The sequence below is a fragment of the Bacteroides ihuae genome, assembly GCF_900104585.1.
Lineage (GTDB): Bacteria > Bacteroidota > Bacteroidia > Bacteroidales > Bacteroidaceae > Bacteroides > Bacteroides ihuae.
Map to the genome: position 1 here is coordinate 702,144 of NZ_FNVX01000005.1, position 22,166 is coordinate 724,309.

Genomic DNA, 22,166 nt, shown 5'->3' on the forward strand with positions numbered 1-22,166 from the left:
CTATTTGAGAGCTAATGATTTGAAAAGTAATGTGGACAATGTTCGTTTACTTACATACTGTTTGTATTTGGATGCAGATTTACAGAATAATCGTATACGTTGTCTGAATGGTAGCACATGTGCTTGCCACACAGCTGCATCAAGCATCTGCTTTAAGAATAAGTCAATAACAGGGCGTATCTCCTGGTTAGCTTTAGCATAGGTAAGTAATTCGTCACTGACAGTGAGGTATCCTTGCATATTTCTCCATGCAAATTTGCGGGTCATAATAGAATCTCTGCGTACTCTTCTTTTGAAAAAAGCTCGATGAATAAAACCCACTCGTTTTGATTGCAGATAAATCAATGTAGTGAAAAGTTGATCCTCGTGTAAAATGTTTGGATAAAAAGTGATTTGATGGGTGATGAGAAATTCTCGGTAGATGATGTTTAAACAAACGGAGGATTTGAATTCATATCTCTGTAGCTGTATTTTCAGTATATCCGTTCCTAAGTAGATTTGTTCTACTAGCCCTTCTGTTCGTCTGTAGTCAAAACGATTATTTAAGTCATCGCCGTCGCCACTGAAGCTTGTTGCATCAAAAAAAACGAAATCCAGTTTGTCATTTACGCATTTGTTATAACACAGCTCTAAAGCATCAGTCTCAAGTAAATCATCACTATCCATGAAGTAAACATACTTTCCTCTAGCATGATTGAGCCCAATATTGCGTGTAACAGATAGTCCCTTATTCTCTTGGCTATAGACTTGTATTCGCGAATCTTTTCCTGCCAATTCTTGGAGAATTTGCAGGCTACCATCAGTGGAGCCGTCGTTCACTACAATGATCTCTATCTCCCTGAGTGTTTGCTCGGTGATGCTTTCCACTGCTTGGCGGACGTACTCTGCGGTGTTGTACACGGGGATGATGATGCTGACTTTGGGCTCGTTCATAACTGCTTGTTTTGTATCTTGTCTTTAGCTTCGCTATTTTGCAAATATATACATAATATCCTGACTTCAATAACATTTTTTATAGAATACATTCACTATCATCTCTTTAGTGATTAGATATTAAAAGTGTAAATGAAGTCAAGGAAAGAAAAAGAAAACAGTCTACCTTTTTAGCTTGAAAGACTAAAACTGTCTACTCAATTCAGTAAAAGTCACAGGAGTACATCTTCTCATTAGTTTCCTCGTGATAAACCAAAAGTTTCCTCGTATTGAAACTAAAGGTTTAACGGTTAGATACGAACAGTTTCCAAGCGTGAAAACAAAAGTTTTATAGCACATAAAACTAATAAAACTACCGTTACCTAGAAAGATATGACTTATACTGAAAATGGTTGTTACTATTAGCGGCTTGTTACTAAATAAGTTGTCACATACTATTATTATTTCCTAAAAAGGTTGTCAGTTTATATCCGTTACCCCTAAAAGGGCTTTATGTGGTCATCACGATCTTTGTCCGTGTTACGCCGTTTCAGATGAAACCTTCTCGTAGATATTTAGTAATGCTTTAGCCGCTGAGCGCCATGAGAAGAGCTTGACGCGTTCTAATCCATAGTCAACTTGTTTTTTGTAAAGAGTCTCATTCTGCTCAAGCAGCAATAATTTTTCAGCTATCTCTTCGGTATTAAACGGGTTGACTAATAGGGCACCTTCACCAGCTATCTCAGGCATGGCGGAGGTATTTCCTGCTATTATAGGTGTTCCACAAGCCATAGCTTCTAACATGGGAATACCGAAACTTTCACGCAACGAAGGATACAAAAATGCGAATGCTCCATTGTAGAGTGCCGGTAGATGTTGGTTGGGAATATAGCCGGGGAAACTTAGGTAAGGTTTTATACTCTCAATCTCTTCTTTTTCGAGAATGCCATCTATGATTTCTTCCTTTAAATCAGCAATTAGCAGTGGACGTTTTTTTGTAGATTGTTGGAGATATATACTATATGATTTCAAAACACGGGAAGTGTTTTTTTTGGGATCAGTATTTCCTAAAAAAAACAGATAATCTTCTGACTGAATATATTTTTTCGTGATAGAAAGATCTTTTTTATCAGGAGAAAAGCAGGAACTATAACCATTATATACGGCAGCTATTTGCTCAACAGGAAGTTGGAGTGTAGTGCGAATACGGTTGCACTCAAAATTTGATACAGTAATAATTCGTTTGCATTTGGATAATATGCGTGGCACAACGATGCGTCGGTAATACCAACCCATTTCCTGATACCATGATTTACTTGCCGATTGCCGTTGTTCTAGGAAAATTATATCGTGCAGAGTCAATATCAGTGGAGTGGCACATATCAGTGGAGCAGTATTACTTGTACAATGTAGTATATCTGGTTCTAGTTTGGATATAGCATAGGGCAGGGCTATTTGTTCCCATAGTGGATAAGTTGGGCATTTGAGCTCGATGATGTGTAGCTTTTCTGATTCAGACAGGCAATGATCTGCACCGGGACTTACGAAAATAAAATATTCATTGACTTTATCTATTTTTTGTAATTCCCTTATAGTCTCTAGTGCGACAAAATCCATCCCATGCTTATTGGTACGGAAAATCCGTTGTGCTTCAATGGCTATTTTCATTTTCTACATTTTTTCTTCTATAACGATTGATTGCCATGCTCAGTATGAATAAATTCCTTATTGGCCTTTTTAATATGAAAGAGGTTGGTTAGCATAATAAGAGCTAATAAGGGTATTCTAGTAATGGCTTTAAGCGTTCTTTTGTTGAAAAAAGGTGGTGGGATGGCAATAATAAGTGTAAACACTAGAATTGAGAATAGTATCCACCATTTTAAACTTGATTGTAAACTGATAATACTCCTTAAGCAGCTAAACACAAATATAACGAACAGTAGTATTATTCTTGGTGGCAACATCCATTGCAATACTTTATCGCAATAATCGAAATTGCCGGTAAATAACGCTTTCGGAAAGTAGGGTAGAGCAGTTCTTAATGTGGCAAATTGAGCTGCTATCCAACGTTTACGTTGATTCTTTAATCCTTCTTTTTTCTGTGTTTTTTCATCAAATACCCGTACATGTTCCAAGTATTCTATATATATATTCTCTTTAAGTAGCAAGGTTTCTAACTCTTTGTCCTCGCCTGCTGTTTGCAGTAGCTTTACGTTCTTCCTGAACCAATTAGCTTCCAATGCCATACCTGAACCAATGAGTGCCGATGAAAAGCCGATGGCTACGTGTCCTTTGCGGAAAAGAGCATTGTTGATTTCTTCGCTCACTGCATCGAGAATGGCAATACTAGTATTTGTATTCTTAGCCATACGATGAGCCTGAACAGCTTGCAAACCGGCATTGCAGGCTTGGTTCATCTCTTGTAGAAAATCGGGTGTGGTGGTGTTGTCAGCATCCATAATAACAATCATATCATATTCCTCGAGAGCAGTGCTTTCCATGGCCAAAGTCATCGCTTTAGCTTTCGAACTATTCTCGTAGTTAGCGATAAGAAGTCGGATAGGAAGCTGGTTTAATTGTTCGTTGGTGACATGCTCCATTTGGTCCGAAATGACGATCACCTCGTATTTATCAGTAGGATAATCTTGTTGTAGAAAGGAAGTGACAGATTGCAAGATAACCTTATCTTCTTTGTAAGCAGGGAACAAAACAGCAAATCTCTTGACTTTTTCAGTTAGTGGATACTTTCGGCGATGATAGAATTTGGACGCTACAGCAAATACAAATAGGTAGCTCACCGACAATGTCAGGAAGTAGAATAGTAATATTTCCGATATTTGTAATAGGTTGATCATAATTCGAGGAATTCATCTTTTTTCTTTTTAGCTATTCGTTTATCAATATGAGGACCCGCAAAACAAAGCGCAAAACCGGTATAAACGACGATTGAATTGGGATATTGCATCACATCATTGGTATAAGTAGACACAAAGAATCCCGCATTGACGCATAGCCAAGCCATAAGTAATCCTCTGAGTTGTTTATTCATTATCTTAAATCTCAATATCCAGGCACACCAAGCGAACAGAATGCCATGCAGAATGAGATATAAGCTGAGGCCCACAACTCCCGTATCGGTCCAGACACTTACTAACCACGAATCAGGAGGCAAAGGGAGTAATTCTTTTGGCTCGAAGCGTTCTGCCTTTCCACCCAGACCAATTCCGTATCCAAAGGGCTTGTCTGCCATATATTCTTTTATCTTTTTTCTGTTTACTATGCGTAATTGATAAGATGCATCTTCAGTAGGAGTGAATGCTGTTCTCATTCTGCTAACGTATTGGTTGCCTTCTCCTATACTACTATATCTGAAAAAAATAAAAATGGAGAGAAACATAAGAAGGCCTAGTACAAAATTTTTCCAGTGGTAAGATAATAATATAAAAAGAGCCAATCCTCCAAGTGGGATGGCTATGGCCCCACGGGTTCCAGAGATTCCCATACCATAAATACCAGCAATGATAACAATGGCAAGATATATTTTTAACCATATATTTTTCACATAAAATAAAGATATACCAAGGCCGGTAATCCCCATTGCCATATGTACACCGAAATTGGTAGCATCACTGAAAAATGAAAAAAAACGAATGCCCGACCAAATGATATGTGTTTTTGCTCCCCCTAATACATAGAGAAAATAAAGCTCGTGTGCGTTAAATCCGTGGTTCTTCTGCCAATATCCTTTCATGGCAAAGATCAATATAAATACTGACCAAATGATTAGTAACCATTCTATATTACTCGTCTTTTTGATGAATACGGGCACCAATAGCGCACATACGATTGGGTAGACAGCATATTGTGTGATAGAAATATTCCATGCTTCTTGAACATTATTTGGATTTATTATTTCTGCAATACAGAAAGCTAACCAGATGGAATAGAGTAGCAGCATGCCATTGCGACTACTTTTCCAATTAATATTTTCATAAATATTTCTCATTAACATTAGAGAAACAACGGAAAGCGTAATAATGAGGGAAAACATACCTATTTTAATGTCAGCGAAACCTCCTCCTATGACCAAAATGAAGTGAGAAGCAAACAAAAGATAGAATGCACTGTTGGAGTGCTTCATTAATAACACAATGGCTACAGCTAGGAGAGGCAAAGCGGCATAAATCATGGATACTGACATGCCTTGACTAATCGTGCATTTATAGAATAAATATAAACCCACAATTAGCATAAGCGGCAACCAGCTTTTGCTGATAAAATGGTTGAATAGTAAGCAGTAAAACTTTTTTTTACTCATCTTTCTCTAATATGGCTTTTTCTCCTGTTTTTTCAGTTAGCCCTAAATGAGCCAAACGGTATCCTACTTTGCGGAGAGTAGTATAGGGGGGGAGCAAACCAGTGAAGTCTTCTACAACATCGTTTGCGGCTTTATTGAGATAAATAGATATCGAAGAAGTATCAATCTGCTTCTTTACTTTTTCGTAGGCCTGGCTATCTGAGGCCTTCCATGCGCGGGTAGCACTAGTTATAAGTAGATTTAAATCGGCTTGTTCTAATAATTTGTTTGAAATGGTGTTATCCTTAAGGGCGGGATATTCTATGAGTAAGATATCTTCTCCTGCAGGGGTGTAGAGATCTTCGATGCTTTGTGCTAATAAATATTCGCGTGAAGAAGTCTCGAAATCTTTGTTCCATTCCAATCTGCGCACTTTTAACCCCAATTGGCTCCAATAGTCGTGTAAATGCTCGGCTAAATAACTCTTTCCGTCTCCCGATTCTGTACTAAGAAAATTAACCACGTAAGGTGAATTCTCTTTTTTATGGGTGAAGAATCTGAGTATGGCACTGCTGAGGTATCTGGTTGCAATTAAGGCGTATGCTTTGCTGTATTTGCGGTTCTTCAATAATGGTTTTACAGGAAATGCTCCCAAGACTTTTCCGTCTGTAAGCCTTTCTGTACGAGCTTTATCGCGTAGGGTTCTATCGAGCAACTCTATCAGCAGGAAGAAGCCAAAAATAAAGAGTATGCTTCCAATAAAGGCTGCCATCACAATCTTTTTTCGATCGGTTGCTGCGGCAGAAATAGGAAAAGCAGGAGGATTGAGTACCTTCAGTGTGGCTGAAGTCATCTCTAGATTTTTCTTACGCATCAATGCGTCGTTGTAACTTTTGAGTAATGCGAGATAGTTGGATTCAGTAAAGGTGATACTTCTTTCTTTCCGTTTTATAGTAGAGCCTACAGGTGCAAAAAATACGTATTTGTCATTCAAATCTTGGCGGCTTTGTTGAATAATCTGCAAATCGGATTTGGCTTTTTCAAACCGAAGAGTCTGTTCCAGCCATTGATCTACAATAGAAGCTTGTGCAATTCCCTCTTTGGTGTGTTTCTGGCTTACATATCGATCGGATATATCCGAAAGCTCTTGAGTGGCTTGCTGAAGCCTGTTTTTATAGGTCTGTAGCGATTGCTCTTTACCACTTTTATCGGTTGAGAAGGATTCTATCTCGGAGATTTTACCGGTCAGACCAGAGGCTTCATTAAGTTTATTAATGAAGGAGATGTTGTTGCGCATTTGCTTTACATTGTTATCCATGCGTTTTTCTAATTCGTCGATCATTACTTTGGAATTGTTGTAAGCAAAAAGAATGTCTTGCTCACGAAGTTCAAATTCCTTGTTGATAGAAGCAACTTCTTTGGTTTCATCATAATAGTTGATGATACGTTTTTCTATGTTGTATTCCGTTAGCGAATCTTCGGCCATTCTTAAATCATGCCCTATTCGAGCCAATTCACTGCGAAAGTATTCTATGACTTTATCCGTTTCTCCGTAACGAATGGTGCGATATTCGTTTACGAATTCTTCCATCAGTATACTGAGTGTATTGTAGGCTATGCCCGGATCGTTGGAGGCATAGCTTACTTCCAACAAATCACTGGATCCTATTTTATTTACCTTGATTCTTTTCAGGGCATTGTAGCTGTAATGAGGGTGATTCCAATAGAATAATCCATAGATAAAGTTTTTTTTGTTTGGGCGTTCATATTTTAAGAGGTTTTCTAAGGTTTTTTCTTCGCTGTTTTTATCGATGAGCGCCAAAAGGGCTTCCCCATCTTTGCTGTTAACTGTTCGATTGTATATTTCTCGATAACTATTTGCAGTAATGTATTCATTGTCTTTTTTTAGATCACCATGAATCATGTTACGGGCATAGAGGCGATAAGAGACTCTTTTCAGAGTACTTTCTGCCTGAATGATATTGATCAGGTTGTCCATTGCATTGTTGGCAGTAGCCCAATTAATTGTTCCGTTATCACTCTCAATGGTATATCCGGACATCACTCCGGTGTAAAGAGTTGCTTCTACATTGTAGGTCCTGCCCATATTTTGAGTTGCCAAAATAACAGCAAGAGTGATGAGAACTGTTCCTATGATGATCCACCAACGGATGCGGTAGAGGAAACGGGAAAGATAAAGGATATATTCCATAGTTGATTTGTGTTATTTAAGGATAGGGGTATGTGTGATTACTTCGAGGATCATCAGGCTTTTATTTAATTCTGATCTACTACTTTCAAAAGCCTCGAGAGCACTAGATTGACGGCCTTTTTCAATAGATAAGACAGCAGAATCAATTGTACCATTCGTAAAATCTTTTTCAGTAATGGCATATTGTGCATTGGCTAGGATAATGGCTTCTGATCTTAACTTTAGCACATTGAGTTGGGCGGTGGCAGTGGCATACAAGATGATAATTTCTTTTTTCATCTCGTCAAATTTCATCTCTTTCTGAAGTTCAGCACTACGGATGTTTAACTTCTGTCGCTTGACACGGGCACTAAGATCGAACAACGCATCTAAGGGAATATTAATTCCGCCACCTACATTATAGCTGTTTTGGGCTGCTGTGGTATATGTGTTGATGATTGGTGTGGTAACATCTGAATAAGTGGCATCGTTGCCAAACATACCGTATTGATAGCTACCTCTAAGACTGAAAAAACCAAGCCATGCCCGTTTCTCTTTTTTGAGCATACGTTGCTGTAGCTGTTCTTCTACATCAGCAAGTTTGTAAACTGCTCCTTGCTTTGCGTTCTCAAACAATACATCGAGTGGGGGAAGAGTGATGTTGGTGTAATCTTCCGGTTTTAAACTCGAATAGTCACTTATTTTTAGTTCTTGGGCGTGCAGGTTACAACTTATGGCTAAACATAATAAAAATGTAGCGATGCCGCATGTAAAAGCCGTGTGGTTCATTGAACTGAATGTTTTGTTGAGTATTCTGTTTCCTAAGTTGCAAATATAAGCCATTTATTTCTAAGTTTTAATCATTTTAATCTTGTTTTTTGAAACAATTGTATTGAATACAAAAGAAATTTTGTTCTGTTTCTGTCGTAATATTCTATTTCTCTAAGGAAAATTGTACTTTTGCCAATAGATTTTTCATAATATAACATATTATTATAATGAATAAACGACTATTAACGATTTTTGTTCTGGGAAGTGTCTTGTTTTCTGCACATGCACAACAGAGCAAGGGAGGCATAAGCGATGAAATGCTTCGGGAGATTAAACAAAGTTATCAGGCTACGGCAGCAGACAAGGCCATTCGTAATGCAATTGGCGGAAGTGATATTCGCACATTGGCTCTGAATCAGGAGAATATGCAAGCAGTGGATACTTATTTCTCTAACAAGGTAGACTCGAAAGGAATAACGAATCAGCAGTCGTCCGGACGTTGCTGGCTTTTTACGGGGCTCAATGTGATGCGTGCTAAAGCGATTGCGAAGTATGATATGGGAGCATTTGAATTTTCACAAGCGTACATATTCTTCTGGGATCAGCTTGAAAAATCAAATCTTTTTCTACAAGGAGTGATAGATACGAGTACTAAGCCTATGGATGATAAGATGGTGGAGTGGCTCTTCAAAAATCCGCTGAGCGATGGTGGACAATTTACAGGTATCTCGGATCTGGTTAGTAAATATGGATTGGTACCCAAAGAGGTGATGCCGGAAACGAATAGCAGTGACAATACGGCTCGTATGGCCAATCTGCTTTCACTGAAACTGCGTGAATATGGATTACAACTGCGTGATGAGTGGGCAAAAGGGGGAAAAGTAGCGACTTTGGAGAAGAACAAAACGCAGATGCTGGGAAAGATCTACCGGATGCTGGTGTTGAATCTGGGGGTGCCCCCTACGGAATTTACCTGGACACGCAAAGATGCCAAAGGTAATCCTGTAGAAACAGAAATGTACACGCCGATGTCCTTCTTCAAGAAGTATGTGAATGAGGATTTAACCAACAACTATGTGATGCTGATGAATGACCCGAGTCGGGAGTATTACAAAACTTATGAGATAGATTATGATCGTCATCGCTACGATGGTAAGAACTGGACGTATGTGAACTTGCCTGTAGAGGAGATAAAAGAGATGGCGATAGCTTCGATAAAAGATAGTACAATGATGTACTTTTCGTGTGATGTGGGTAAATTTTTGAACTCGGATCGTGGATTGCTGGATGTTAAAAACTACGACTATGAATCACTTATGGGAACGACGTTTGGCATGGATAAAAAACAACGTATACAGACATTTGCCAGTGGCTCATCTCATGCCATGACGCTGATGGCAGTTGACTTGGATAAAGCGGGGAAGCCCCAAAAATGGATGGTAGAGAACAGTTGGGGGCCCACAAAAGGCTATCAGGGATACCTCATTATGACAGACGAATGGTTCAAAGAATACATGTTTCGCCTAGTGGTGAATAAAAAATATGTAACTACAAAAGTACTGGAACTGATGAAACAAAAACCAATCCGCTTACCCGCATGGGATCCCATGTTTGCCGCTGAAGAGTGAGAGAAAAAGGAGAGGGTAAGAACTAGTGGCGGCGAAGCAAAGCCAGTGTGGAGGAATGAACTTGAAAGTTAGTGATGGTATTAGCGAGCGAAGCAAAGCGAAAAAAAATCACGAGCGAAGCAAAGTGGAGCAAAAAAGAAGGACCGGCCTCTTGTGTGAAGCGTTAAGCGGAGACAATGTCCGAAGCGTTAAGCAAGCGATTTTGTTTGAGCGAAGCGAGTTGAATCGCTTGTAGCTCCGAGCATTGTTGGAGTAGCTTCACGCAAGAAGCCTTGACTTTTTCTTTGGTTCTTTCTTTTGCGTCAAGGCAAAAGAAAGAATATTCTCCCACTGTGTACGCAAACGGAAATAATTAAAGAAATAAATCCTTAATTCTTTAATTATTTCCTATCGATTAACATTATTATTTATTACTTTTGCGGGCAAATTTATGAAACCATTATTTTATAATAGCATGGCAAATGTAATAAAGTTACGCAAAGGCCTTGACATAAACCTGAAGGGAAAAGCAACTGAGGAATATTTCTTAGTAAAAGAGCCGGGATTTTATACCCTGGTGCCTGATGATTTTCCTGGTGTGACCCCAAAAGTGGTGGTGAAAGAGCAGGAATATGTAATGGCCGGAGGACCCTTGTTTGTAGACAAGAATCATCCTGAATTGAAATTCGTATCTCCGGTGAGTGGCGTGGTTACCAGCGTAGAGCGTGGTGAGCGTCGTAAAGTGATGAGTATCACTGTGCAAGCTGCCGAAGAGCAAGATTATGTGGAATTTGGAGCTCAAAAAGTCTCTGAACTTTCTACTGATGCAGTGAAAGCCGCGCTTCTGGAAGCCGGCTTATTTAGTTTTATGAAACAGCGTCCGTATGACGTAATTGCAGACCCTAATATAACTCCTAAGGCTATTTTTGTATCGGCATTCGATAGCAGTCCTTTGGCTCCCAGCTTTGAGTTTGCTCTGAAAGGAGAGGAAGTTAACTTCCAAACCGGACTTGATGCGCTGGCTAAAATGGCTAAAACGTATTTGGGTATTAGTGTGAAGCAAAGTTCGTCTGCACTTACGCAAGCAAAGAATGTTACGGTGACCGTGTTCGATGGTCCTCATCCTGCAGGTAATGTAGGTATTCAGATACATCAAATATCTCCTATAAACAAAGGTGAAACGGTTTGGACTATCGGTACTCAGGAGGTGATCTTCATCGGTCGTTTGTTCGCTACCGGTCGGGTAGACTTTACACGTACGGTAGCTGTAACCGGCTCAGAAGTGTTGAAACCTGCTTATTGCAAATTAGCTGTAGGTGCGTTGCTTACGAATGTTTTTGCCGGTAACGTTACCAAGGATAAAACATTGCGCTACATCAGTGGTAATGTCTTAACAGGTAAGCAGATATCTCCAAACCAATATTTGGGAGCATTTGATAATCAATTAACGGTGATTCCCGAAGGTATTGAAGTGCATGAATTGGCTGGATGGATTATGCCGCGCTTTGATCAATTCAGCGTGAATCGTTCGTATTTTAGTTGGATACTTGATATGTTTAAAAAGCGTGACTACGTGCTTGACGCCCGTATTAAGGGTGGAGAGAGGCACATGATCATGTCTAACGAGTATGACAAGGTCTTTCCGATGGACATCTTACCGGAGTTTTTGCTGAAGGCAATCATTGCCGGTGATATAGATCGGATGGAGCAACTTGGTATCTATGAGGTTGCACCTGAAGATTTTGCTTTGTGCGAATTTGTATGCTCGTCGAAGGTACCGGTGCAGCGCATCGTACGCGAAGGGCTTGATGGACTTCGTGAGGAGATGTGCTAATGACTAATTATAATAAACAGAAAATAGATAAATGAAAGCGTTAAGAAATTATCTCGACAAGATAAAGCCGAACTTTGAAGAGGGCGGCAAGTTCCACGCATTTCACTCAGTGTTCGACGGGTTTGAAACGTTCTTGTTTGTACCCAACCGCACTTCGAAATTAGGAACGCATATCCACGATTCGATTGATAGCAAGCGAATCATGTCGATCGTTGTGATAGCCTTGATACCGGCACTGTTGCTCGGTATGTACAACGTAGGTTATCAGCATTTCACTCATACAGATGCCCAAGGTGGTTTTCCTGAAATGTTTGCTTACGGCTTTTTGGCTGTATTGCCTAAATTGATTGTATCTTATGTAGTGGGTCTGGGTATTGAATTTGTGATTGCCCAATGGAAGAATGAAGAGATTCAGGAAGGATTCCTTGTATCGGGTATCTTGATACCGATGATTGTTCCGGTGGACTGTCCACTTTGGATTTTGGCTGTAGCTACTGCATTTGCTGTTATATTCGCCAAAGAAGTATTTGGTGGTACGGGAATGAATGTATTCAACGTAGCGTTAGTAACCCGTGCCTTCTTGTTCTTTGCTTATCCGGCAAAGATGTCTGGTGATGCCGTTTGGGTATCTGGAGAGAGTATCTTGGGTTTAGGCAAATCAGTTGACGGATTAACAGCAGCTACTTCGCTAGGTATAGCTTCTACGGCTACTGCTTCGAACGGATATCCTCCTTTTTCGTGGGATATGGTGACGGGGCTTATTCCCGGTTCCATTGGTGAAACGAGTGTGATTGCTATCCTTTTGGGTGCAGCCTTGCTACTCATCACCGGCATTGCCAGTTGGAAAACAATGTTCTCCGTGTTTGTTGGTGGAGCATTTATGGCTATCATATTTAATACGATTGGACCTAGCACAGCAATGGCGCAAATGCCTTGGTATGAACATCTTGTGTTGGGTGGTTTCTGTTTTGGTGCGGTATTTATGGCTACAGATCCTGTTACGGCTGCCCGTACGGAGACTGGTAAGTATATTTATGGATTCCTGATTGGCGCAATGGCTATCATTATCCGTGTGCTCAACCCTGGCTATCCTGAAGGTATGATGCTTGCCATCTTGCTGATGAATATTTTTGCTCCGCTGATTGATTACTGCGTGGTACAGAGCAACATTAGCCGTAGAGAGAAACGTGTAACTAAGTCGAACAACTAAAATCGAAAGATAATGAATACAAATAGTAATTCTTATACTATCATTTATGCTTCGGTAATGGTTGTTATCGTAGCATTTGTTCTCGCATTTACTTCTGCTTCGCTCAAGAGTACTCAGAATAAAAATGTGGAACTGGACAAGATGAAGCAGATTCTTCATGCATTGAATGTCGATACGAAAGGGCAGGATGCAGAAAAGGTATATAAACAATATGTAAAAGCTGACCAGATAATGAATGCTACCGGTGAAGTGGTGGCGGAGACCGGAGGCTTTAAGATTGAATTGAAAAGCGAACTAGCTAAGCCGTTGGAAAAACGTCAACTTGCGTTGTACGTGTGTGAAGTAGACGGTAAAACAAAATATGTACTTCCACTATATGGTGCCGGACTTTGGGGACCAATCTGGGGATATGTTGGTTTGAACGAGGATAAGAACTCTGTGTTTGGGGTTTATTTCTCGCATCAGGGCGAAACTCCGGGATTGGGAGCTGAAATTACTACGGCTGATTTTCAAAATCAATTCTTGGGTAAGCATGTACTGAAAGAGGGAGCTGTTGCTCTCGGCGTAGAGAAAAACGGTAAGGTGACTGAACCGGAGTATCAAGTAGACGGGATCTCGGGTGGTACAATTACTTCAAAAGGTGTAGATGCCATGTTGAAGAGCTGCTTGGGACAGTACAATATATTTTTAACTACTAATAATGGAGGGAAATAGAATATGAGCCAATTGTTTTCTAAAAAGAATAAAGAAGTATTCTCTTCTCCGCTTAGCATGAACAATCCGGTTACCGTTCAGGTACTTGGTATCTGCTCGGCACTGGCTGTAACAGCCAAGCTGGAACCGGCTATCGTAATGGGTTTGTCGGTAGCGGTAATTGTAGCTTTTGCTAATGTGATTATTTCGTTACTTCGTAACACAATACCCAATCGTATCCGTATCATCGTTCAGTTGGTGGTAGTGGCTGCGTTGGTTACTATAGTAAGTGAGATTCTGAAAGCTTATGCTTACGATGTAAGTGCGCAGCTTTCGGTCTATGTGGGCTTGATTATTACTAACTGTATATTGATGGGACGATTGGAAGCTTTTGCTATGGCAAATGCTCCATGGGAGTCTTTCCTCGATGGACTTGGTAATGGTTTAGGATATGCTAAGATTCTGGTGATTGTAGCTTTCTTCCGCGAAATATTGGGTTCGGGTTCTTTACTTGGTTTCCGTATCATCCCGAAAGCGGTTTACGAATGGGGATATATCAATAACGGATTGATGCTAATGCCTCCAATGGCATTGATCATCTGTGCGTGCATCATTTGGTATCAACGTAGTAAGAACAAAGTATTACAGGAGAAGTAACCTAAATTCTTAAGAAATTATGAACGATTATTTGAGTTTATTTGTAAAGTCGATTTTTGTCGACAATATGATCTTCGCTTACTTCCTGGGAATGTGTTCTTATCTGGCAGTGTCGAAGAATGTGAAAACAGCATTAGGGTTGGGTATAGCGGTGACTTTTGTATTATTGGTTACACTGCCTGTGAACTACTTGCTGGAGAATTATGTATTGAAAGCTAATGCGATAGTGGAAGGTGTAGACCTCGGTTTTCTGAGTTTTATTCTTTTTATTGCTGTTATTGCAGGTATCGTGCAGTTAGTAGAAATGGCGGTAGAACGTTTCAGTCCGTCGCTTTATGCTTCATTGGGTATCTTCTTGCCACTTATTGCTGTGAACTGTGCCATCATGGGTGCATCACTGTTTATGCAACAAAGACATTTTGTTGACTTTGGCGAGGCGGTTACTTATTCGTTAGGTTCAGGTGTGGGTTGGCTGCTTGCTATTGTTGGCCTGGCAGCTATTCGCGAAAAAATGGCTTACTCTGATGTTCCCGCTCCACTTAGAGGATTGGGTATTACGTTTATCACGGTAGGACTGATGGCAATGGCCTTTATGTGTTTTTCAGGATTGAAGTTATAAATAATAAAACAGAAATATACGATGACGTCTTTAATATTAGCGAGTGTAGGGGTATTTCTTGGAGTGATTCTCCTGCTCGTCATTATACTTCTGATAGCCAAGAGGTATCTCTCTCCTTCGGGAACAGTGAAGGTTACCATTAATGGCGAGAAGGAAGTAGAAGTAGAGGTAGGCTCCAGTCTATTATCTACACTGGCTGCAAATAAGATTTTCTTACCTTCGGCTTGCGGTGGAGGTGGTTCGTGCGCACAGTGCCGTTGCCAGATAGAAGAGGGCGGTGGTGAAATTCTCCCTACGGAGACGGTGCACTTCTCTCGCAAGGAGCAACAGGCTCACTGGCGTTTAGGGTGCCAGGTAAAAGTAAAACAGGACATGGAAATTAAGGTGTCCGAATCGGTACTGGGTGTGAAGAAGTGGGAATGTGAAGTGGTTTCTAACAACAACGTGGCTACGTTCATCAAAGAGTTTGTGGTGCGCTTGCCTGAAGGTGAACACTTGAACTTCGTTTCAGGAGGGTACATTCAGATTGATGTTCCGAAGTATGATATTAATTATGCTGATTATGCGATAGAAGATCGTTTTCGTGGCGACTGGGATAAGTTTAATATGTGGGATCTGAAATGGAAGAATGAAGAAGAAACCATGCGTGCTTACTCTATGGCTAACTATCCGGCTGAGGGTGATATCGTGATGCTGAACGTACGTATTGCTACGCCTCCGTTCGACCGCGTGAATGGTGGTTTCCAGAAAGTTCCTCCGGGAATTTGTTCTTCGTACATCTTCTCTCTGAAACCGGGTGATAAGGTAATGGTTTCCGGGCCGTTTGGTGAATTCCATCCGCTTATTAACTCCGAAAGAGAAATGCTTTATATTGGTGGTGGTGCCGGTATGGCTCCATTGCGTTCGCATATTCTTCATTTGCTAAAGACGTTAAAGATTACTGATCGTAAGATTTCTTACTGGTATGGTGCTCGTTCAAAGAACGAAATCTTCTACGAAGAGGACTTCCGCGCGTTGGAGAAGGAGTTCCCAAACTTCTCATTCCACATTGCATTGAGTGATCCATTGCCCGAAGATAATTGGACGGGACCTGTAGGATTTATTCACAATGTAATCTTAAACAATTATCTGAAAGATCACGAAGCACCTGAAGATATAGAGTACTACATGTGTGGTCCTGGCCCGATGGCTAAGGCAGTAGAAAAAATGCTGTATGATCTGGGAGTGCCACGTAATATGTTGATGTTTGATGATTTTGGTGGTTAAAATCCGATTTCTTATGGATCGTTAATATAGAACGGCAGAAGACAATAGCTCTTCTGTCGTTTTTTTTATTTGTACATGGTTGCTAAATGAAAACAATGCCGTACCTTTGCGACATGCTATTAAACAATGAAACAATACGGACAGCACTCGATAACTTGAAGATCGAGGCGCTGAACCCGATGCAGGAAGCCGCACTAACTTCTGCCACTGGCAGAGAAGATTTAATTTTACTCTCGCCTACAGGGTCGGGTAAGACTTTGGCTTATTTGCTTCCTTTATTACTTATACTGAAGCCTGAGATAGATGGCGTTCAAACTTTAATTTTGGTGCCATCCAGAGAGCTGGCTTTGCAGATAGATACGGTGTTTCGTGAAATGAATACGGTTTGGAAAACTGTTTGTTGCTACGGTGGTCACCCCATAGCAGAAGAGAAGAAAACCATTCTGGGTAGTCATCCGGCTATTGTTATTGGTACCCCTGGGCGTATTACCGATCATCTCTCAAAAGGTAACTTCAATACTGATAATATTAATACGCTCATTATTGATGAGTTCGATAAGTCTCTTGAATACGGTTTTCATGATGAGATGGCGGAGATCATTGCGCAACTTCCGGGCTTGAAGAAGCGAATGCTTCTATCGGCTACGGATGCGGAAGAGATTCCTCAATTTGCAGGATTGAACAATCGTGTCGTGAAACTGAACTATCTCAATACTGATGAGCAACAAGAATCTCGCCTGCATTTAATGAAGGTGCTCTCTTTATCAAGAGACAAAGTAGATGCACTTTTTTCGCTCCTTTGTGCGCTAGGTAGCACAGCGAGTATTGTGTTTTGCAACCATCGCGAGTCAGTGGACAGAGTCAGTGCTTTGTTAAAAGAGAAGGGACTTGATAATGAATCTTTTCATGGTGGTATGGAACAACCTGATCGTGAAAGGGCGCTTTATAAGTTTCGTAACGGTAGTTGCCATGTGCTGGTATCTACGGATTTGGCAGCTCGTGGGCTAGATATTCCGGAAGTAGAGCATATCATCCATTATCATCTGCCGGTAAATGAAGAAGCTTTTACTCACCGTAACGGTCGTACTGCCCGTTGGGATGCGAGGGGTACATCATACCTCATTCTTCATGGAGAAGAACAGGTGCCTGCATATATTTCGGAGGATATTGATCTGTTTACTTTACCCCAAAATCCATCTCGTCCGCCGAAGCCTCTCTGGGCTACTTTATATATAGGCAAGGGAAAGAAGGATAAGCTCAACAAGATTGATATCGTGGGATTTCTCTATAAAAGAGGGAATTTGAGTAAAGAGGATGTCGGTCGTGTGGATGTAAATGAGCATTATGCTTTCGTTGCAATTCGCCGTAGTAAGATGAAACAGTTATTCACTCTTGTTCGTGGAGAGAAGATTAAGGGCATGAAGACTATTATTGAAGAAGCTGATTGATATTTACTTTCTTTTGCCTTGGCGCAAAAGAAAGTAACAAAGAAAAAGTCAAGGCTTCTCGTGTGAAGCTACTCCGACAACGCTCGAAGCTACAAGCGATTCAACTCGCTTCGCTCAAACAAAATCGCTTGCTTAACGCTTCGGGCATTGTCTACGTTTAACGCTTCACACAAGAGGCCGGTCCTTTCTTTTTACTCCTCGCTTTCAGCATTGCTTCTACTTTGCTTCGCTCGTTATTTTGTTATGCTTGCTTTCAGTCTTGCTTTGACTTTGCTTTGCTCGTGATTCTGTTATACTTGCTTTCAACATCGGTTCTACTAGTGCTATTCGCTTTGCTTCGCTCGCTTTTGGTTATTCTTCCTTGCTTTCTACTTTTCTCTTTTCTTTTCTTGATTTTCAATTGGCTTTTTCATTATTGGCTTTTGCGACACGTGAATGTCTGATGTGATTCGGTCTTTGGTTTCTTTGCTATTCTTATCGTGTTTTTAGAAATTTCATCTTTTTGCTCATTCATTTATTGTTTTATTGTGACCTATTTTGGTGTTCATCTGAAAATAAACGTATTCTCTTTTTATATATCTTCTTTTGCGGTTGAATGATTACTGTTTGCTTTTAATTTTAGTTTACGGATCAGTATTTATTATCTTTATTCATTTAGTGGAAGAATGCTGGGTAAACATCGGCTATTTTAGTGTTTGTTTATCCTGTTTTATTAATTTATTTAACTATGATATTGATTTTGAGTTGCTTTGTGAATATGATCACAAAACAGCTTTTGATTATATAGATTTATCCGTATATACTATGCTTTTTCTTCTTATAAGCGTAACAATATGGTGTATATATAGTGTATAAACCAATAAAAAGAAAGGTAAAAAGGGCTTGTAGCTATAATTTTATAGGGAAAGATTTGGCATAAGGAAAATATTTTGTAATTTCGCCCTGTCTTAAGACTTCTTATAACTGAATTTGTTTAACAAAAACCAACTTTCGAATGAAAAAGCATAATTTCAATGCCGGACCTTCCATTCTTCCACGAGAGGTAATAGAGGAGACAGCAAAGGCTATTTTGGACTTCAATGGTTCTGGCCTCTCTTTAATGGAAATCAGTCACCGTGCTAAAGACTTTCAACCTGTGGTTGACGAAGCTGAAGCATTATTTAAGGAACTACTTAACATACCCGAGGGTTACTCGGTACTTTTCCTTGGTGGTGGTGCCAGTTTGGAATTTTGCATGGTACCGTTCAATTTCCTTGAAAAGAAAGCTGCCTATCTTAATACTGGTACATGGGCTAAAAAGGCTATGAAAGAAGCAAAAGGTTTTGGTGAAGTAATAGAAGTAGCTTCTTCGGCTGATGCAAACTTCTCATTTATTCCTAAAGACTATACAGTACCAACCGATGCTGACTACTTCCATATCACGACGAATAATACTATTTTTGGAACTGAAATAAAAGAAGATCTTAATTCTTCTATTCCAATGGTGGCCGATATGTCATCTGATATTTTCTCACGTCCGATTGACGTTTCAAAGTACATCTGCATTTACGGTGGAGCTCAGAAAAATCTTGCTCCGGCTGGTCTTACATTTGTTATTGTGAAAAATGATGCTTTAGGTAAAGTTTCTCGTTATATTCCTACTATGTTGAATTATCAGACACATGTTGATAATGGTTCTATGTTCAATACTCCTCCTGTAGTACCTATCTACTCGGCATTGCTCACTCTTCGTTGGGTTAAAGCACAAGGTGGAGTGAAGGAAATGGAACGTCGCGCTACAGAAAAGGCAGACATGCTGTATGCTGAGATTGAACGCAATAAACTGTTTGTAGGCACTGCAGCCAAGGAAGACCGTTCACGTATGAACATTTGCTTCGTGATGGCTCCTGAATATAAAGACCTTGAAGCTGATTTCCAAAAGCTTGCTACAGAAAAAGGTATGATAGGTATCAAGGGACACCGCTCGGTAGGTGGCTTCCGTGCTTCATGCTACAATGCCCTGCCCAAGGAAAGTGTTCAAGCTTTGATAGACTGCATGCAGGAATTTGAGAAGCTGCACTAAGCGAATCATAAATAAAGTTTTCACCACAGATTGCACAGGGCGCAGATAGAGAAAAGGACTTAATCTGTGAAATTTCTCTGCGCAATCTGTGGTGATTCATTTAATAATATTGATATTACTATGAAAGTACTTATTGCTACAGATAAACCGTTTGCCAAAGTGGCTGTAGACGGTATTCGTAAAGAAATTGAAGCTGCTGGATTTGAGCTTGCTTTGCTCGAAAAATATACTGAAAAGGCACAATTGCTTGATGCAGTGAAAGATGCCAATGCTATCATTATCCGCAGTGACATTATTGATGCAGCGGTTCTGGATGCTGCGAAAGAGCTTAAAATAGTAGTTCGTGCCGGTGCCGGATATGACAATGTAGACTTGGATGCTGCTACAGCTCATGGCGTATGTGTGATGAATACTCCGGGACAAAACTCGAATGCGGTAGCCGAGTTGGCGTTAGGTATGATGGTATATGCTGTTCGTAACTTCTATAATGGAACTTCGGGAACTGAATTGATGGGTAAGAAACTGGGTATCCATGCTTATGGAAATGTGGGACGTAATGTTGCTCGTGTTGCCAAAGGTTTTGGGATGGAAATCTATGCTTATGATGCTTTCTGCCCCAAAGAAGTAATCGAGAAAGACGGAATAACGGCTTGTGCTTCTGCTGAAGAATTATACAAAACTTGCAACGTCGTTTCTCTGCATATTCCTGCTACTGCTGAAACGAAAAACTCTATTAACTATGCTTTGCTAAAAGAGATGCCCAAGGGCGCTATGTTGGTAAATACTGCTCGTAAAGAGGTGATTAATGAAGCTGAACTGTTGAAATTGATGGAAGATCGTGCAGACTTTAAGTATGTAACGGACATCATGCCTGCTGCTCACGCTGAGTTTACTGAAAAATATGCAGGACGTTACTTCTCCACTCCTAAGAAAATGGGAGCACAAACTGCTGAGGCAAATATCAATGCAGGTATTGCAGCTGCACAGCAGATTGTTGGCTTTTTGAATGACGGATGCGAAAAATTCAAAGTAAATAAGTAACAAGATCAACTTGTGAGAAAAAAGATATTACCGTACGTAATACTAATTTGCTACGCAATAGGCTTGTTAATTTCTTCTCTGACTATTGTGTTTAGAGATAGCTTATCCGATTTTGCTAAAGGTTTTTGCGAGGGTATCTCGCTTGTCTTTATCTTTGTCGGGTTTGTTTATATGTGTTGGTGTTTTATTAAGAAGAAAAAACCTTTATAAATTTAACTTATGGCAATAATTAAACCTTTTAAAGGCATTCGTCCTCCAAAAGATTTGGTTGAACAGGTGGCTTCACGTCCTTACGATGTGTTGAACTCTGCTGAAGCCCGTGAGGAGGCTGCCGGTAATGAGAAATCTCTTTACCATATTATTAAACCGGAAATAGACTTTCCTGTTGGGACTGATGAACACGACGAAAGTGTGTATGCTAAGGCTGCCGAGAACTTCCATATGTTCCAAGATAAGGGATGGCTGGTGCAGGACGATAAAGAACTCTACTATATCTATGCTCAAACCATGAATGGTAAAACGCAATACGGATTGGTGGTAGGTGCTTATGTCCCCGATTATATGAACGGTATCATTAAGAAGCATGAGCTTACTCGTCGTGATAAGGAGGAAGATCGCATGAAGCATGTTCGTGTGAATAATGCCAACATTGAACCTGTATTCTTTGCTTATCCGGATAGTGATACTCTTGATGCACTTGTGCTGAAATATACAGCACAGAAACCTCTTTACGATTTTATTGCTCCAGGAGATGGCTTTGGTCATACATTCTGGATTGTTGATGATGCAGCGGATATAGCTACCATCACTAAAGAATTTGCTGCTATGCCGGCTCTTTACATTGCCGATGGACATCACCGTTCGGCTGCTGCTGCATTGGTAGGAGTTGAAAAAGCAAAACAAAATGCAAATCATACTGGCGAGGAGGAGTATAATTACTTCATGGCTGTTTGTTTCCCTGCGAACCAACTTACCATTATCGATTATAATCGTTTGGTGAAGGATCTTAATGGACTGACATCTACTGAATTCTTATCTGCACTGGAGAAGAACTTCACGGTAGAGTTGAAGGGGACAGAAATATACAAGCCCAATGCGTTGCACAATTTTGGCCTTTATCTGGATGGTAAATGGTATAGCCTCACAGCTAAAGCAGGTACCTATAATGACAATGATCCTATTGGTGTACTTGATGTTACAATTTCGTCTAATCTGATTTTGGATGAAGTATTAGGACTCAAAGATCTTCGGTCGGATAAGCGCATCGACTTTGTAGGTGGTATTCGCGGACTTGGTGAGCTTAGCAAACGAGTGGATAGCGGTGAGATGAAAGTCGCTTTGGCTCTCTATCCTGTTTCTATGAAACAGTTGATGGACATTGCCGACTCAGGTAATATTATGCCACCAAAAACCACTTGGTTTGAACCAAAACTTCGTTCAGGATTGGTGATACATAAGTTGGTATAACTGTTTGCCATTATGCCGTCCTGATTATATTTTTTGGTGATCCTACGGATCTTATTGTGTTTCATCAAAACAATAAATATCTGCAAATGTC

18 protein-coding genes are annotated in these 22,166 nt (G+C 40.3%); 12 read left to right on the forward strand and 6 right to left on the reverse strand.

Annotated elements, in window-relative coordinates; genetic code table 11:
• From BQ5338_RS08315 to BQ5338_RS08340, 6 genes are all read right to left on the reverse strand, one after another.
• Nucleotides 1–933 (reverse strand): glycosyltransferase, encoded by a 933-nt coding sequence (locus BQ5338_RS08315; RefSeq protein WP_071146346.1) that lies wholly within the window; start codon nucleotides 931–933, stop codon nucleotides 1–3.
• Between the two features lie 519 nt (nucleotides 934–1,452).
• Nucleotides 1,453–2,580: a glycosyltransferase family 4 protein gene (locus BQ5338_RS08320; protein ID WP_071146347.1), complete on the reverse strand. Its 1,128-nt coding sequence runs from the start codon at nucleotides 2,578–2,580 to the stop codon at nucleotides 1,453–1,455.
• A gap of 17 nt (nucleotides 2,581–2,597) precedes the next feature.
• Nucleotides 2,598–3,767 carry a glycosyltransferase family 2 protein gene (locus BQ5338_RS08325; RefSeq protein WP_071146348.1) on the reverse strand — a complete coding sequence of 390 codons (1,170 nt, stop codon included), beginning with the start codon at nucleotides 3,765–3,767 and terminating at the stop codon, nucleotides 2,598–2,600.
• Nucleotides 3,764–5,053, reverse strand: coding sequence for an O-antigen ligase family protein (locus BQ5338_RS08330; RefSeq protein WP_071146349.1), 1,290 nt, complete (start codon nucleotides 5,051–5,053; stop codon nucleotides 3,764–3,766). Before BQ5338_RS08330 ends, BQ5338_RS08325 begins: the two co-directional genes overlap by 4 nt.
• Nucleotides 5,054–5,222: 169 nt before the next feature.
• Nucleotides 5,223–7,421, reverse strand: coding sequence for a GumC family protein (locus BQ5338_RS08335; RefSeq protein WP_071146350.1), 2,199 nt, complete (start codon nucleotides 7,419–7,421; stop codon nucleotides 5,223–5,225).
• Between the two features lie 12 nt (nucleotides 7,422–7,433).
• Nucleotides 7,434–8,189, reverse strand: coding sequence for a TolC family protein (locus BQ5338_RS08340; RefSeq protein WP_071146852.1), 756 nt, complete (start codon nucleotides 8,187–8,189; stop codon nucleotides 7,434–7,436).
• Nucleotides 8,190–8,398: 209 nt separating this feature from the next.
• On the opposite strand from BQ5338_RS08340, the gene BQ5338_RS08345 reads away from it, so the two are divergent.
• The 12 genes from BQ5338_RS08345 (at nucleotide 8,399) to BQ5338_RS08395 (ending at nucleotide 22,075) form a co-directional block, all read left to right on the forward strand.
• Nucleotides 8,399–9,799 (forward strand): C1 family peptidase, encoded by a 1,401-nt coding sequence (locus BQ5338_RS08345; protein ID WP_071146351.1) that lies wholly within the window; start codon nucleotides 8,399–8,401, stop codon nucleotides 9,797–9,799.
• 55 nt (nucleotides 9,800–9,854) lie between these two features.
• Complete coding sequence (locus BQ5338_RS16715) at nucleotides 9,855–10,034, forward strand: hypothetical protein (protein WP_139265214.1); 180 nt, start codon at nucleotides 9,855–9,857, stop codon at nucleotides 10,032–10,034.
• A 219-nt stretch (nucleotides 10,035–10,253) separates the two neighbouring features.
• Entirely contained in the window at nucleotides 10,254–11,612 is a 1,359-nt protein-coding gene (locus BQ5338_RS08350; protein ID WP_071146352.1) for a Na(+)-translocating NADH-quinone reductase subunit A, read from the forward strand.
• A gap of 31 nt (nucleotides 11,613–11,643) precedes the next feature.
• Nucleotides 11,644–12,822, forward strand: a complete 1,179-nt coding sequence (locus BQ5338_RS08355; protein WP_071146353.1) for an NADH:ubiquinone reductase (Na(+)-transporting) subunit B — start codon at nucleotides 11,644–11,646, stop codon at nucleotides 12,820–12,822.
• Nucleotides 12,823–12,834: 12 nt separating this feature from the next.
• Nucleotides 12,835–13,536: a Na(+)-translocating NADH-quinone reductase subunit C gene (locus tag BQ5338_RS08360; RefSeq protein WP_071146354.1), complete on the forward strand. Its 702-nt coding sequence runs from the start codon at nucleotides 12,835–12,837 to the stop codon at nucleotides 13,534–13,536.
• A 3-nt stretch (nucleotides 13,537–13,539) separates the two neighbouring features.
• Nucleotides 13,540–14,172, forward strand: coding sequence for an NADH:ubiquinone reductase (Na(+)-transporting) subunit D (locus BQ5338_RS08365; RefSeq protein ID WP_071146355.1), 633 nt, complete (start codon nucleotides 13,540–13,542; stop codon nucleotides 14,170–14,172).
• 19 nt (nucleotides 14,173–14,191) lie between these two features.
• Nucleotides 14,192–14,791, forward strand: a complete 600-nt coding sequence (nqrE, locus tag BQ5338_RS08370; protein ID WP_071146356.1) for an NADH:ubiquinone reductase (Na(+)-transporting) subunit E — start codon at nucleotides 14,192–14,194, stop codon at nucleotides 14,789–14,791.
• Nucleotides 14,792–14,812: 21 nt separating this feature from the next.
• On the forward strand, nucleotides 14,813–16,057 hold the full coding sequence (nqrF, locus tag BQ5338_RS08375) for an NADH:ubiquinone reductase (Na(+)-transporting) subunit F (RefSeq protein WP_071146357.1): 1,245 nt from the start codon (nucleotides 14,813–14,815) through the stop codon (nucleotides 16,055–16,057).
• Nucleotides 16,058–16,170: 113 nt separating this feature from the next.
• A complete protein-coding gene (locus BQ5338_RS08380) occupies nucleotides 16,171–17,505 on the forward strand; it encodes a DEAD/DEAH box helicase (RefSeq protein WP_071146358.1) in 1,335 nt (444 codons plus the stop codon).
• A gap of 994 nt (nucleotides 17,506–18,499) precedes the next feature.
• On the forward strand, nucleotides 18,500–19,567 hold the full coding sequence (gene serC, locus BQ5338_RS08385) for a 3-phosphoserine/phosphohydroxythreonine transaminase (protein WP_071146359.1): 1,068 nt from the start codon (nucleotides 18,500–18,502) through the stop codon (nucleotides 19,565–19,567).
• Nucleotides 19,568–19,687: 120 nt separating this feature from the next.
• Entirely contained in the window at nucleotides 19,688–20,608 is a 921-nt protein-coding gene (locus BQ5338_RS08390; RefSeq protein WP_071146360.1) for an NAD(P)-dependent oxidoreductase, read from the forward strand.
• A 219-nt stretch (nucleotides 20,609–20,827) separates the two neighbouring features.
• Nucleotides 20,828–22,075, forward strand: a complete 1,248-nt coding sequence (locus tag BQ5338_RS08395) for a DUF1015 domain-containing protein (protein WP_071146361.1) — start codon at nucleotides 20,828–20,830, stop codon at nucleotides 22,073–22,075.
• Nucleotides 22,076–22,166 lie beyond the last annotated feature (91 nt).